11 protein-coding genes and 1 tRNA gene are annotated in these 13,527 nt (G+C 66.2%); 3 read left to right on the forward strand and 9 right to left on the reverse strand.

Annotation, left to right across the window (positions count from 1 at the left end):
- Nucleotides 1-8 precede the first annotated feature (8 nt).
- From K7W42_RS16585 to K7W42_RS16615, 7 genes are all read right to left on the reverse strand, one after another.
- On the reverse strand, nucleotides 9-2,231 hold the full coding sequence (locus tag K7W42_RS16585; protein ID WP_224575957.1) for a methyl-accepting chemotaxis protein: 2,223 nt from the start codon (nucleotides 2,229-2,231) through the stop codon (nucleotides 9-11).
- Between the two features lie 43 nt (nucleotides 2,232-2,274).
- Nucleotides 2,275-2,664 carry a chemotaxis protein CheW gene (locus K7W42_RS16590; RefSeq protein ID WP_224575958.1) on the reverse strand — a complete coding sequence of 130 codons (390 nt, stop codon included), beginning with the start codon at nucleotides 2,662-2,664 and terminating at the stop codon, nucleotides 2,275-2,277.
- Nucleotides 2,664-3,026: a response regulator transcription factor gene (locus K7W42_RS16595; RefSeq protein WP_224575959.1), complete on the reverse strand. Its 363-nt coding sequence runs from the start codon at nucleotides 3,024-3,026 to the stop codon at nucleotides 2,664-2,666. Before K7W42_RS16595 ends, K7W42_RS16590 begins: the two co-directional genes overlap by 1 nt.
- A 60-nt stretch (nucleotides 3,027-3,086) precedes the next feature.
- Nucleotides 3,087-3,908, reverse strand: coding sequence for an MHYT domain-containing protein (locus K7W42_RS16600; RefSeq protein WP_224575960.1), 822 nt, complete (start codon nucleotides 3,906-3,908; stop codon nucleotides 3,087-3,089).
- A gap of 321 nt (nucleotides 3,909-4,229) precedes the next feature.
- Nucleotides 4,230-4,643 (reverse strand): DUF3995 domain-containing protein, encoded by a 414-nt coding sequence (locus tag K7W42_RS16605; RefSeq protein ID WP_224575961.1) that lies wholly within the window; start codon nucleotides 4,641-4,643, stop codon nucleotides 4,230-4,232.
- Between the two features lie 85 nt (nucleotides 4,644-4,728).
- Complete coding sequence (gene pgm / locus K7W42_RS16610; protein ID WP_224575962.1) at nucleotides 4,729-6,372, reverse strand: phosphoglucomutase (alpha-D-glucose-1,6-bisphosphate-dependent); 1,644 nt, start codon at nucleotides 6,370-6,372, stop codon at nucleotides 4,729-4,731.
- A gap of 216 nt (nucleotides 6,373-6,588) precedes the next feature.
- Nucleotides 6,589-7,962 carry a phospholipase D-like domain-containing protein gene (locus tag K7W42_RS16615; RefSeq protein ID WP_224575963.1) on the reverse strand — a complete coding sequence of 458 codons (1,374 nt, stop codon included), beginning with the start codon at nucleotides 7,960-7,962 and terminating at the stop codon, nucleotides 6,589-6,591.
- Between the two features lie 170 nt (nucleotides 7,963-8,132).
- Here K7W42_RS16615 and glpX point away from each other — a divergent pair, with 170 nt between their 5' ends.
- Nucleotides 8,133-9,146, forward strand: coding sequence for a class II fructose-bisphosphatase (gene glpX, locus K7W42_RS16620; RefSeq protein WP_157460080.1), 1,014 nt, complete (start codon nucleotides 8,133-8,135; stop codon nucleotides 9,144-9,146).
- Nucleotides 9,147-9,203: 57 nt separating this feature from the next.
- Here the strand turns inward: glpX and treS are convergent, their stop codons facing one another.
- Nucleotides 9,204-10,862, reverse strand: a complete 1,659-nt coding sequence (gene treS / locus K7W42_RS16625; protein ID WP_224575965.1) for a maltose alpha-D-glucosyltransferase — start codon at nucleotides 10,860-10,862, stop codon at nucleotides 9,204-9,206.
- A 53-nt stretch (nucleotides 10,863-10,915) separates the two neighbouring features.
- Between treS and K7W42_RS16630 the strand changes: the two genes are divergently transcribed.
- Complete coding sequence (locus K7W42_RS16630; protein ID WP_224575966.1) at nucleotides 10,916-11,359, forward strand: GNAT family N-acetyltransferase; 444 nt, start codon at nucleotides 10,916-10,918, stop codon at nucleotides 11,357-11,359.
- Between the two features lie 74 nt (nucleotides 11,360-11,433).
- Here K7W42_RS16630 and K7W42_RS16635 read toward each other — a convergent pair.
- Nucleotides 11,434-11,507 (reverse strand) — tRNA-Gln (locus K7W42_RS16635).
- Nucleotides 11,508-11,799: 292 nt separating this feature from the next.
- Here K7W42_RS16635 and K7W42_RS16640 point away from each other — a divergent pair.
- Complete coding sequence (locus tag K7W42_RS16640) at nucleotides 11,800-13,518, forward strand: 30S ribosomal protein S1 (RefSeq protein WP_224575967.1); 1,719 nt, start codon at nucleotides 11,800-11,802, stop codon at nucleotides 13,516-13,518.
- Nucleotides 13,519-13,527: the final 9 nt, after the last annotated feature.

Raw genomic sequence — 13,527 nt, forward strand, 5'->3', positions numbered from 1 at the left:
CAGGCGCTTTAGTTCGTGGGCAGCTTGAAGCGCGACAAGCCCTGCAGCAGGTTCTGCGCCAGGTGCTGCAGACGCTGGGCGGCGTCACGGCCCTGCTGCACGCTCGCGTGCGAGGCCTCGGCGACCTGACCGATCTGCTCGACGGCCTGGCCCACCTGCTCCACGCTGCGCACCTGCTCAGCGGTGGCGGCGTTAATGCGCTCGGCAAACTGCGCGGATTCGGCGGCCAGCTTGCCCAGCTGCTCGATGCGCTCCCCGGCGGCCGAGGCCACGCGGTAACCCTGCTCCACCTCGCGGGTGCCGTCTTCCACCGAGCTGACCACTTCCGTGATTTCCAGCTGCACCGTGCGGATCAGGCTGGCGATGCGCGCGGTGGCCTGCGCCGAGGAATCGGCCAGCTTACGCACTTCGTCGGCCACGATCGCAAAGCGGCTGCCTGCGGCGCCTGCACCGGCGGCCTCAATGGAGGCGTTCAGTGCCAGCAGGTTGGTCTGGCTGGACAGACGCGAAATGGTGTCCACGATTTCCTGAATTTCCAGCGAGCGGTCGCCCAGCGTCTTGATGCGCTTGGAGACGCCCTGCACCTCGCGGCGGATGTTCTGCATGCCGTCCAGGGTGCCCAGCACGGCTTCGCGGCCCTGCTGCGAGGCTTCCAGCGCTTGACGGGCGGACTCGGCGCTTTGCTGCGCGGCCTCGGCCATCTCGCGGAAGCCCTCGGTCACCACGCGCACCTGATCGGCCACGCGGCGGGTTTCGGCGGTGGTGGTGTCGGCGCCCTGCACGATCTGGTCGGTGGTGCCCAGCATGTCGCGGCTGGCGGTCGTCACCGACTGCGAGGCCTTTTGCACTTCCCCCAGCACCGCGCCCAGCTCGTCAACCATCACGTTGATCGAGTCTACGACGTTCCCCAGCACGTCTTCGGACACCACGCCGCGCCGGGTCAGGTCGCCGCCCGCGATGTCCATGGTCACGTCGAGGAACGACCCGATGTTGCCCTGAAGCTTGAGGGCCTCCTCGCGCTCCAGAACGTTTTTCGCTTCGTTTTCACGCAGCTGCACGGCCGCGCCGTTGAAGGTGTGGGCCATGAAGCCCAGTTCGTCACGGGTTTGCACCGGCACCTGCACGTTCAGGTCCCCCTGCGACAGCGCGCGGTTGGCGCGGGTCAGGGCCGACAGCGGCTTCACGATAGAGCGGGACAGGCGAATCAGGAGGGTAAAGGCCAGAATCAGCGCGGCCACGATGACGGCCAGCGTGATCCACTGGGCGCGCTGGGTGCGGTCGGCGCGGTCCTGAATCTCACCGACCAGGCCCTTGACACCGCTGTTAAACGAGGAGGTGACCTGCAGCAGCGCCCCGCCTTCAATGCTGTTGACGTTCACGCCCTTCAGGCTGTTGGCTTCAATGGCGGCGCCCAGGTCGGCCACGGCCGGGGTCACGGCGTCACTGAGCTTCTGGGCCGATTCGCCCAGCGGCGCCAGCGTGGGGTCGTAGCGCACCGCGCGTTCCATGCTGGCGTTGTAGGCGGCCACGCTGTCGAGCAGCTGCACGTTCAGGTCGCGCAGCACGTTGATGTACGCGCTGTCGTCGCCCGCTTCACGGTTGCCGGCTTCGACGGTCAGGTAGGCCAGGTTCAGCAGCGTGGACATACGCGGCAGGTTGCGCAGGGTCGCTTCCATCACGAAGAAGGCGGCCGGCTCCGGGTCGAGCATCAGGCCCGACTGGGTCAGCAGGTCTTCGCTCAGGTCGCGCTGGTAGGTCGAGAGCAGCTGCCCGTAGGTTTGCAGCACGGCCAGGTCCGGCTGGGTGCCAATCGAGTCGGGGAGAATCTTCCAGTCGCGGCGCAGGGCCTGCACGCGCTCGCGGTATTCGGGGGCCACCTGGGCTTCAAGCTGGTCAATGGCGCGGTCCACCGCCGCCGCCGCCTTGTCGGCGCCGGCCGTGTCCTGCTCCAGCGCCGTGTCCACGAAGCTTGACAGGTTGCTGTTGATGTCGCGCAGAGGCGCGAACTGCTGAATCCCGACCAGCTCGCGCTGCGCGAAGGTGATGTCCTTTTGCTGCTCGGTCAGCAGGGCGCTCACCAGACCGGTCAGCGGCAGACCGAAGGCCAGCACGGCCAGCGAGAGCTTCTGGCCCACGCGGAGCTGCCCCAGCCAGCCGACGCGCTGGGCATCTTTGTTGCGGCGCATGGCGCGGGTGAGACGAACCGTATGGGATGGCAGGGAGTTTTGCATGGGTGGGCCTCCGGGGCGGGAGAGACGAAAGAGCCGTGCGGGGTCAGGAACCCAGGTGACCGCGCACTTCGCGGGCCAGGGTGGCGGCGTTGAGCAGCGGGCCGCCAGGCATATCAATCAGCAGCGAGGTGCTGGGTGGAGGACTGGGGAGGCTGGTCACGCCGTACACCTCGTGGACCAGCAGGGCCACGCGGTCACCTTCCAGGCTGGTCAGCACGACCAGGCGGGGGGCGCCTGCCCCTTCCTCGGCGGCCAGCAGGGGGCTCAGGTCCAGCAGCGGCACCGCGCGGCCCTGGATGGTGGTCAGGCCACGCAGCAGCGGCTCGCCGTGCGGCAGGGGCGTCACAGGCCCCAGTTCAGCAATCGCCTGCTCGCCCGACAGCGGCAGAGCAAAGCGCTCACCTTGCACGCGGACGAGCAGGGCGCTTTGCATCAGCCGACCAGCTTCTGCACGACCGTCATCAGCTGCTCGGGGGTGTATGGCTTGACCAGGTAGTCGTCAGCGCCCTGACGCAGGCCCCACTTCACATCGGTCTCGTTGCCCTTGCTGGACACGAAGACCACCTTCAGGGCTTCCATGCCGGGCTGCTTGCGCAGGCCGCGCACCACTTCGTAGCCGTTGCGACCGGGCATGACCACGTCCACCATCAGCAGTTCGGGGCGCACCTGGTCGGCCACGGCTTCGACCTGGGCAGGGTCATTCAGGGCCGTGACCTGGTGGCGCGCACCTTGCAGCGCCGTTTCGAGGAACTTGAGGTCGGCCGGGGAGTCATCAACAATCAGGATTCGTGCCATGAGCAAAGGGTCCTTTCAAAACTTCAGAGAGTGGAGGGCAAAGGGGGAAGAAAGCGGGGGTTAGTCGGCGGCGCTGGCGCCCAGGTCACCGAAGTCGAGTTCGTCGTCCCCGCTGCGGCCGGCGTCCATGAGGACACTGGTGACCGCCAGACCCAGCAGCAGGAAGGAGATCACGATGGTCACCAGAGTCAGCAGCTGAACATCGGCGCCGGCGGCGGCGTTGCCGACTTTCAGGACATCGGTGATCCGGTAACTCAGGGAGGCCATCCCGAGCAGCGCGGCCCCGAAGAACCCGGCGCTGATCAGCAGCGCGCCGCCGGTCTGAACAGCGACCTGACGAACGCGGTTAAGCTGCTGCATACCCCTGAAGGCCACGAGGCGCGACAGGTAGAGGGCGCCGCTGCTCACCAGGATAGAGACGAGCACGAACGCCGCCATCAGCCACCCGTTGACCTGAATTTCCGTTCCGGCGGCCGAATCACCAAAGCGGCCCACATAGTGCATCAGTGCCAGGCCGCCGCCAGCGACCGTACCGGCCAGACCCAGACGCCAGAACGAAAAGCGGCCGGTGTACACCACCAGAAACGCCGGAAACAGGGCCAGCAGCGTCAGCGCGCCGGTCAGGATCATAAAGCGGTAATCCACCGTCAGCGCCGTGTTCAGGCCAAAGGCCATCTTGGCCAGAAAATGGGTGGCCCACAGCACGTGGCCGAAGACCAGCACCTGCCCGACCAGCCAGAAGCGGTTCGCCACGTTGCGAATATTGCTTCCGGCCCGGCCTGCAAATTCCAGGGCCAGGTACGACCCCAGCGCCAGGATGAGGTAGCCCATCACGAGATACGAACTGTTCCAGGTGTGGGGCAAGATGCCACTGTCTTCCATGGGTATTCCTCCTGCAACGCGGCGGCGGCCAAGCGTTAACGTGGAGAAACCATAAACCGGACCTGCTCACATAAAACTTACTGACCTGGCGCGAGTATTCATGAGAAGGCGCACAGGTGCTCGGGGCGCCGGTTCACACAGCGCCCCCTCTGTGGACTGGATGAGGCCAGCGATATAGCAGACCATGCGGGAAGCCTGGCGACTCACAGTGGCGGCCAGTTCCACCCTGGGGCCCAGGCCACTTTTGCTTCACAACTACTCACTCTGTTCGCTTCAGAGCGGTTGAGTGGGTGGAACTCTCAGCCACTTTGGGTTCCGCCCTCAAACCAGGCTGACCAGAACCACGCCGCCCAGCAGCAGGCACAGCGGCGAATACGCCCAGGTGTTCAGCCGGGCAAACGGCTGGGTGCCGAACTGCGGCGCCAGCAGGGGCATGAAAAACCCACCTGCGCCGCGCAGCAACAGCACGCCTCCCACGGCCCCAGCCCCCAGACGCACCAGCGGCGCGCCCTCTGGGGCCAGCCACACCAGCGCCGCTGCCAAGAGCAGCGCGGCGGCCACCCCCAGACAGGCCACCGGCGGGGGCAGGTCGCGGGCGTCACGGCCTCCTATCACCATTCGGGCCAGGTGCCCGGCGTCGCGGGCTGGCCAGAAGAGGCCCAGGCCCCACAGCACATGCAGGCCAGCCACCAGCACCAGTACCCCCGCCACCACCCCACCTGGCTCTGCGTTCATGGCCCAACAGTGCGCTGGGCAGCATCCACAGCGAAAGGGCAGGTGCCCCGTGAAGCCCTGCTCGGCCACTTCAGCTTGTTCTCTCCTACTGCCCCAGCGCCGCGTTCACCACGTCGCGCGCCTCGGCCATCACCTGGGCCAGGTGGTCTGGTCCCTTGAAGCTCTCGGCGTAAATCTTGTACACGTCCTCGGTGCCGCTGGGCCGCGCCGCAAACCAGGCCGAATCGGTGGTGACCTTCAGCCCGCCGATGGCCGCCCCGTTGCCCGGCGCGCGGGTCAGGCGGGCGGTGATCGGGTCGCCGGCCAGCGTGGTGGCCGTGACCTGCTCGGGGCTGAGGCTGGCCAGCACCCTCTTCTGCTCTGGGGTAGCGGCGGCGTCCTGGCGGTCATAGGCGGTCTCACCGTAGCGGGCGCTCAGGTCGGCCAGGCGTTCGCTGGGGGTCTTGCCGGTGGTGGCGGTCATCTCGGCGGCCAGCAGGCCCGGAATGATGCCGTCCTTGTCGGTCGTCCAGGCGTGGCCGCCCCGGCGCAGGAAACTGGCCCCCGCCGACTCCTCGCCGCCAAAACCAAATGAGCCGTCCAGTAGCCCGCCCACAAAGTACTTGAAGCCCACCGGCACCTCCACCACGCGGCGGCCCACCCCGGCGCCCACCCGGTCAATCAGCGCGCTGCTCACCAGCGTCTTGCCGATGGCGGCGTCCGGGCGCCACTCCGGGCGGTGCGTGAACAGGTACTCGATCATGACGGCCAGGTAGTGGTTGGGGTTCATCAGGCCGGCGGCCGTCACGATGCCGTGGCGGTCTGCGTCGGGGTCGTTGCCCACGGCCACATTGAAGTCGTCTTTCAGGGCCAGCAGCCCCGCCATCGCGTAGGGGCTGGAGCAGTCCATGCGAATCTTGCCGTCACGGTCCACGCTCATGAAGGCAAAGCGCGGGTCCAGGTCGTGGTTGACGACCTGCAGGTTCAGGCTGTACTCAGCGGCGATGGCGTCCCAGATGGGCAGGCTGGCGCCGCCCAGCGGGTCCACCCCCAGCCGCACGCTGCTGGCCCGGATGGCGTCGATGTCAATCACCTCCGGCAACTGGCGCACATACGGCGTGATGAAATCGAAGTCTTCCAGCGCGCCCATCGCGTCTTCCAGGCTCAGGCGGTTCACCTCACGCAGTTCCCCTTCCAGAATGGCGTTGGCGCGGGCCTGCACGGCGCCCGTGACGTCGGTATCGGCCGGGCCGCCGCTGGGGGGGTTGTATTTGAAGCCGCCGTCCTGCGGCGGGTTATGGCTGGGCGTAATCACGATGCCGTCGGCCAGGCTGTGCCCAGCACTTCCCCCGCCGGCGCGGTTGTGTTCCAGAATCGCGTGACTGATCAGCGGGGTGGCTGTGAGCACGCCCGGCTGAGCGCGCACCCGCACGCCATTGGCGGCCAGCACCTGTAGGGCGCTGATCCAGGCAGGTTCGGACAGCGCGTGGCTGTCCAGCCCCATGTACAGCGGCCCCTCAATCCCCGCCGCCGCGCGGTGTTCGGCCACCGCCTGGGCCGTCGCCAGAATGTGCGCCTCATTGAAGGTGCCGTTCAGGCTGGTGCCCCGGTGGCCGCTGGTCCCAAAGGCCACGCGCTGCACCGGGTCGGCCGGGTCAGGCCGAGTCTCGTAATAGTGGGCCACCAGCCGGGGAATATTCGTCAGCAGGCGCTGCGGGGCGCGCTTGCCAGCCAGGTCGCTGATCGTCATAGGGGCCAGTCTAAGCAGCGGCTGCCGGGCGGGGGCGGCTGGGGTAAGACAGCGTGAAGGCGGCCCCCAATGTCCCGGCGGGCGCCTGCTACGCTGGAGGCATGCGGGAGTTCCTGAACGACTGGTGGCGCCTCCTGAAACTGATTGCTGGGTCGCTGGCCATTCCGGTCATCCTGTGGGGCCTGCTGGTGTGGGCCGGCGTGCTGCGGTAGGAGGTTAAAGCCCGGCCGTCAGCGGGTCCCCGCCCTGCACGTACTGGCCGATCTTCAGCGCGACGGCGATGCCCTGCCACGCGCTGTTCCCCTGCTCAAGCCGCGCCCTGTTGCCAGCAGCCACCCGCCGCAGCAACCGCAGCGCCTCCACATCATCCAGGGCCGACGTGTCCAGCGCCAGATGCTCGGCCAGCAGTTCGGTTCTGAAGGCGCGGGCGACGGCCGCATCACAGAAGGCGGCATTCAGTTCGCCGTTGCCGAACATGGAAAAGCGGTGCAGGTTGGCCGAGCCGACGGTGCCCCACTGGTCATCAATCAGCATGATTTTAGAGTGAATCCAGACCGCCCGACGCTGGCCAGTGTCATCCTGCCCGGCCAGCCCGACCAGAGAGAAGGTCGGAAATTCTCCCAGGGCCGCCCTGGCCTCAAACAAGGCCCGGCGCTCAGGAGTGACGTAGGCGCTCGCAGGAACATCCGGGGTTGCCGGCAGCACCACCGCCACCTCGACGCCCCGTTTAAGGGCGCCGCGCAGCGCCTCCACGAGTTCGGGCACCTCCAGGTACTGATGCTCCAGATAGATGGAGCGCCGCGCCTGCCGGATGGCCTGGAGGTACTGCACAAAGATGGTGCGCTCGCCAGCAGCGCCGTCCAGGGGCTGCCCGCCAATCGGGGCGGGGCCGCCGTCATACCGGTGCGGCGCGGTGGTCCGCCGAATCTGAACTGTGGCAGTTTCGGCCCTCGGGGGCAGCTGCACGGGAAAGGGCAGGTCGGCGCCGCGCCTCTCTCCCCCGTCGCGTTCACTGGCTCCGTTCCAGCGCTGGACAAAATTATGCTGCACGTCGGCCACCGCCGGCCCGCGCAGTTCGGCATAGAGGTCATGGTTTTGCCCCGCCCCCCGGTGCCCTGGCCGCGCCAGAGAATGAGGATTGAGGTTCAGGCCCCCCAGAAAGGCGCTGGACGAGGCTTCACCGGTATCCACCAGCCACAGCTTCTGGTGTTGACAGAACCCCGGCGCCGCGCGGTCCCAGCGCACGTGAAGTTTCGGGTGGAGGCTTTCAAGCTGCCCTAGATGTTCGGGCGCGCCCCAGAAAGCATTTTTTCTCAGGCTCGCCGTTTCTTCGTCGGGGCGCCAGAACAGCAGCCGAATCTCCACGCCACGCTCGGCGGCCCGGTGGAGGAAAGCGAGGGGATGACCCCGGCCCTGCGGAAATTCAAAGGCCGGCCACATGAACGTGATGGCCGCCCAGACGTAGTGCGTGGCGCCCTCTACCGTCTGACACAGTCGTTCGAATGCTGCTTCCCCGTCCAGCAGCAGCTCCAGCCGGTTGCCTTCCCGGACGGGATAGGGGCCGCCAGTCACAAAAGCAGTCTCGGACATGGCCTCCAGTCTGACAGCCTGTGCAGTGTGGGCCGCCTTCCCGGTGTTCTCAGGCACCGTCCGCCTGACCGAGACGCGGCCGACCGGCGCGCCGCCTGAACACCTCTGCTCTCGCCTATATGGAACCGCTCCCGGCGCGGTTTTTTGCTGCCCCGTGTTAGGTTCAGGCCATGACGGTCAAGCGGCACAAGGGCGCCGAGGCGCCCACCTCCTCCCACAACTTTGAACATGCGCTGGTGCTGGAAACGGCGCGGGTCACCGAGGGCGCGGCGCTGGCCGCCAGCCGCCGCATGGGCATGGGCGACAAGAACGCGGTGGACGGCGCCGGCACCGAGGCCATGCGCCAACTGCTCAATACTCTGGACATCCGGGGCACCGTGGTCATTGGGGAAGGCGAGATGGACGAGGCCCCCATGCTCTACATCGGGGAAAAGGTGGGCGCCGGGCAGTACGAGGTGGACATCGCCGTGGACCCCGTCGAGGGCACTTCGGTGACGGCCAAGGGCCTGCCCAACGGCCTGGCGGTCATTGCGCTGTCCGAACGCGGGGGCCTGATGCACGCGCCCGACTGCTACATGGACAAACTGGTGGTGCCGCCGCCGGCCGCCGGCAAGGTCAATCTGGAGTGGCCCGTAGAGGCCAACCTGAACGTCCTGGCCCAGAGCCTGGAACGCGACATCGAGGACCTGATGATCACCATCCTCGACCGCGAGCGCCACGCTGACCTGATTCGCCGGGTGCGGGCCGCCGGCGCCCGCGTGAAGCTGATTGGCGACGGCGATGTGGTGGCCAGCCTTCAGGTGGGCGTGCGCGGCACGGGCGTCCACGCCCTGATGGGGTCCGGCGGCGCCCCCGAGGGCGTGCTGTCCGCCGCCGCCATGAAATGCCTGGGCGCCGAGATTCAGGGCCGCTTTATCGCCGAGGATGACGCCATGCGAGAGCGCTTCAAGACGATGGGCGTAGACGAGACCCGCGTCTACAAGACCCACGAACTGGCGCCCGGCAAGCAGATTGTCTTCAGCGCCACCGGCATTACCTACGGCGAACTGCTCAGCGGCGTGCGGCGCTTTGGCGGCGGGGCCAGAACACACACCCTGGTGATGGGCTACGCCACCCGCGTGGTGCGCTTTATCGACACCGTGCATCTGGAAGACGACGGCGCGCGGGTCACCGTCAGGATTTAAAGGCGGGAGGGCGTGCGGAGGGGCCAGAAACATCCTGGCCCCTCCGCACGCCTCTCTTCAGTTCAGCCGCAGCCAGTAATAGTCGTACTTGCCCAGAATCATGGCGTAGGGGTCTTCAGCCACCGCCGGAAGATGGCTGCCTCCGGCCAGGGTCACAGGCATGCGTCCAGCGTAAGCCTGCAGGTCCAGCTTGACGGCCTGGGCGTTGGCGGCGAAGTTGCTGACAATCAGCAGCGTTTCGTCGGCGGTGGTGCGGGTAAACGCCAGAATGGCCGGGTTGTCGGTGTCGATGAACTGCAATTCGCCGTGGGCAAACGCGGGGTGGGCGCGGCGCAGTTCCAACTGGCGGGCCGTCCATTTCAGCAGGCTGCTGGGGTCGCGCTCCTGGCTCTGCACGTTCACGCGGCCGTACCCATACACCGGGTCGCCAATCGGCGGAAAGAAGCAGTGTTCGGGCGGGCAGGTCGAAAAGCCGCCGCTCATGCCGGCGTTCCACTGCATGGGGGTGCGGACTCCGTTGCGGTCGGCCAGCGAGAGGTCGTCGCCCATGCCAATCTCGTCGCCGTAGTACAGAATAGGACTGCCGGGCAGCGCCAGCAGCACCGTGGTCAGCAGTTCCACGCGGCGGCGGTCATTGTCGAGCAGCGGGGCCAGGCGGCGGCGAATGCCCACGTTGATCTTCATGCGGGTGTCCGGCGCGTAGGCGGCGTACATGAAGGCGCGCTCCTCGTCGGTCACCATTTCCAGCGTCAGTTCGTCGTGGTTGCGCAGAAAGGTGGCCCACTGCCCAAACTTCGGAATCTGCGGCAGGCGGTCCATGATCTCCCGAATCGAGGTGGTGTCCTCTTTTTTCAGACTCATGTATAGCCGGGGCATCACCGGAAAGTTAAAGCACATGTGGAATTCCGGCTCGGCGTCAGTGCCGAAGTACTCCACCACTTCCTCGGGCCACTGGTTGGCCTCGGCCAGCAGCAGGCGCCCCGGATACTCTTCATCCACCAGGCGGCGCATCTGTTTGAGGATGGCGTGGGTTTCGGGCAGGTTCTCGCAGTTGGTGCCTTCCCGCTCAATCAGGTAGGGCACGGCGTCCACCCGGAAGCCGTCCACGCCGAGGTCCAGCCAGAACCGGGCCGCGCTCAGCAGCTCGTCCACCACGCGCGGATTGTCGAAGTTCAGGTCCGGCTGGCTGGCAAAAAAGCGGTGCCAGTAAAAGCGCCCACTCACGTCATCCCGCGTCCAGTTGCTCGTCTCGGTGTCGGTGAAGATAATGCGCGCGTCGGCGTATTCGGTGCCGGTGTCGCTCCAGACGTAATAGTCGTGGTACTCGTTGGGACTGCCGTCGGGCAAGGTTGGGCCGCGCCGCGCCGCCTGAAACCACGGATGGTCCGAGGAGGTGTGGTTGGTCACGAGGTCGCCAATCACCCGTAGGCCACGCCCATGGGCCTCGCGCAAGAAGACCTTGAAATCCTCCAGGGTACCCAGGTCCGGGTGAATGCCGGTGTAGTCCGCCACGTCATAGCCGTCGTCTCGCAGGGGACTGGGGTAGAAGGGCAGCAGCCACAGGCAGTCCACGCCCAGATTCTTCAGGTAATCCAGCTTGCCGGTCAGGCCTGGAAAATCACCCTTGCCGTCACCGTTACCATCGGCAAAGGTCCGGACCGAGAGTTCATAAAAAACGGCGCTCTTGTACCATTCGGGCGCGGCAACCTGGGTCATGCCGTCCAGTGTAACGCCGAATGGAACCGCTGCCACAGGTACAACATAGGGCCATGCCCCAGCCTCTTGTGCGCCCGCTGACACCGCAGGACCGCGCTGCGTGCCTGCGCATTTTTCTGAGCAATGTGCCGGACTTTTTTCTGCCCACCGAGCGCGCCGATTTCGAGACCGACCTGAACGAGACCCCGCAGTACCTCGTCGTAGAGATAGAGGGCGAGGTGGTGGCCTGCGGCGGCGTGGCCCTGGACGACGACATGCAGACCGGCTTTTTTGTCTGGGGCATGGTGGCGCGCGAGCGGCAGGGTCAGGGCCTGGGGACTGTGCTGGTCGACGCCCGCCTGCGTCTGCTGCGCGACCTGGGCGCGCGCCGGGTCTGCCTGGACACCAGCCAGCTCACAGCGCCGTTCTATGAGCGGCTGGGCTTTGAAGTCCGGCAGCGCACGCCCGAGGGCTACGGGCGTGGCCTGGACCGCCTGGAGATGGAACGGGCCCTATAAGGGCACTTGATAAAAGCGCCAACAGAACGCCAATAGAACAAAGCAAAAACCCACCCGAACGGGTGGGTTCTGACTGGCTGGGGCACTAGGACTCGAACCTAGATTAACGGTGTCAGAGACCGTCGTCCTGCCATTAGACGATGCCCCAACGCAACTCTGACTGCTGCCAAAAGCAGCGTCAGGGAGTATAGATGCCCGGAGCGGCAGGCGTCAAGGCTCACCCCCAACACCGGGCCAGCGCGGCCCCGGACTGATTCCACGTTAAAACAGCGCTGGACCGCGTTCAGAGCGCAGTTGGCGCGCTTCGCCAAACTCTGATACACTGAGGTGTTGCCGCGCCCGTTGCCAGGTCATGACCGCAGAGTCAGCTTCGCAAGGAGAGCAGGTATCAGGCCAGTGCAGGGGCCGCAGTGCCCCCGCACTCAGGAGGACAGGAGTTCATGGAAGACAACACCCAGACCCCCGCCCAGCAAGGCGGGACTCAGCCCACGACGGGCACCACCCAGCCCAGCGCCCCCACCCCCGTGGAGGAGCGCGAGTACCCCGCGATGACCATGGAGGACATCCTCGCCAGTGAGGCGCAGGAGCCCCAGAGCGTCACGCGCGGTGACATCGTGGACGGCACCATCGTGTTCATTGGCCAGGAAGGCATCGCCGTGGACATTGGTGCAAAAGTTGAGGGCATCATTCCCCTCAACCAGCTCGGCGACGAGCCGGTCACGCTGGAGCAGGCCCAGGAGATGTACAAGGCCGGCGAACAGATTGAGGCCTACGTGGTGCGCGTTGACCTGCCCAACAGCCAGATTGTGCTGAGCAAGAAGCGTGCCGACCAGGACAAGGGCTGGCGCGTTCTTGAAAAGATGCAGGAACAGGGCGAGGCCTTTGAGGTCGAGGTGCTGGAAAAGGTGCGCGGCGGCCTGGTCGCGCAGGTTGAAGGCATTCGCGCGTTCCTCCCGGCCAGCCAGGTGGACACCCGCCGCGTCAACGACCTTGACCCCTACGTGGGCAAGCCGCTGATGGTCAAGCTCATCGAGCTAAACCGCAAGCGCAACCGCGTCATCATCAGCCACCGCGCCATTCTGGAAGCCCAGAAGGCCAAGGCCCGTGAAGAAACCGTGGGCCAGCTGGAAGCCGGCGCCCAGTTTGAAGGCGAAGTCGTGGAAATCACCGACTTCGGCGTGTTCGTGAACCTGGGCGGTATTGACGGCTTGGTTCACCGCAGCGAGCTGACCTACGGCCGCTTTAACCACCCCCGCGACGTGGTCAAGGTGGGCGACAAGGTGCAGGTACAGGTCATGGACGTCGACGGTGGGCGCGAGCGCATCAACCTGTCTATGAAGGCCCTCACCCAGGACCCCTGGGAAGGCGCCACCGAGCGCTACAGCATTGGCCAGAAGGTCAACGGTAAGGTCACCAACCTCACCAACTTCGGCGCCTTCGTGGAACTGGAGTCGGGCCTGGAAGGGCTGGTCCATGTCAGCGAAATGAGCTGGACCAAGCGCGTGCGTCACCCCAACGAAGTCATGAAGGAAGGCGACGAAGTTGAGGCCGTCATCCTGCGCATTGACCCCAAGGACCGCCGCATCAGCCTCGGGATTCGTCAGACCACGGATGATCCCTGGAGCGCGCTGCCTGACCGCTACCCACCCGGCACCCCCGTGAAGGGCAAGATCACCGGCATGACCGACTTCGGCGTCTTTATGGAAATCGAGGAAGGCATTGAGGGTCTGATTCACATCAGCGAACTGGACACCCAGCGCGTGAACAACCCCGCCGACCTGTTCAAGAAGGGTGACGAGATTGAAGCCGTCATTCTGAACATTGACCCTGTGGAACAGCGCGCCAGCCTGAGCCGTCGCCGCTTCCTGGGTGGCGGCAGCGTCCCCGCCCAGCGCGACTACGTGTCGCAGGGTGGCGGCGCCCGCAGCGACCGCTACAGCAGCGGTGGCGGGCAGGGTGGCCCACGCGGCGCCGGTGGCCGTGGCGGTCGCCGTGGCGACGCCGACTACGCTTACAACGCCAAGGACGCCCAGCAGGGCGGCAAGATCAGCACCAAGCTGGGCGACGTGTACGCCGACCTGTTTGCGCAGTTTGGTCTGGGCAGCGACAAGAAGGCCGACACTCCCGAAACCGAAGGCAAGGACGACACCCAGGGCTAAGCCCCAGGC

The organism is Deinococcus betulae (assembly GCF_020166395.1).
Classification (GTDB): Bacteria; Deinococcota; Deinococci; order Deinococcales; family Deinococcaceae; genus Deinococcus; species Deinococcus betulae.

Excerpts from the sequence above, each read along its gene's own strand:
- K7W42_RS16585 (WP_224575957.1), bottom strand. The coding sequence starts at position 2,231 with ATGCAAAACTCCCTGCCATCCCATACGGTTCGTCTCACCCGCGCCATG.
- glpX (WP_157460080.1), top strand. The coding sequence starts at position 8,133 with ATGACGGTCAAGCGGCACAAGGGCGCCGAGGCGCCCACCTCCTCCCAC.
- K7W42_RS16640 (WP_224575967.1), top strand. The coding sequence starts at position 11,800 with ATGGAAGACAACACCCAGACCCCCGCCCAGCAAGGCGGGACTCAGCCC.
- K7W42_RS16615 (WP_224575963.1), bottom strand. The coding sequence starts at position 7,962 with ATGTCCGAGACTGCTTTTGTGACTGGCGGCCCCTATCCCGTCCGGGAA.
- pgm (WP_224575962.1), bottom strand. The coding sequence starts at position 6,372 with ATGACGATCAGCGACCTGGCTGGCAAGCGCGCCCCGCAGCGCCTGCTG.
- K7W42_RS16605 (WP_224575961.1), bottom strand. The coding sequence starts at position 4,643 with ATGAACGCAGAGCCAGGTGGGGTGGTGGCGGGGGTACTGGTGCTGGTG.
- K7W42_RS16590 (WP_224575958.1), bottom strand. The coding sequence starts at position 2,664 with ATGCAAAGCGCCCTGCTCGTCCGCGTGCAAGGTGAGCGCTTTGCTCTG.
- K7W42_RS16630 (WP_224575966.1), top strand. The coding sequence starts at position 10,916 with ATGCCCCAGCCTCTTGTGCGCCCGCTGACACCGCAGGACCGCGCTGCG.
- K7W42_RS16595 (WP_224575959.1), bottom strand. The coding sequence starts at position 3,026 with ATGGCACGAATCCTGATTGTTGATGACTCCCCGGCCGACCTCAAGTTC.
- treS (WP_224575965.1), bottom strand. The coding sequence starts at position 10,862 with ATGACCCAGGTTGCCGCGCCCGAATGGTACAAGAGCGCCGTTTTTTAT.
- K7W42_RS16600 (WP_224575960.1), bottom strand. The coding sequence starts at position 3,908 with ATGGAAGACAGTGGCATCTTGCCCCACACCTGGAACAGTTCGTATCTC.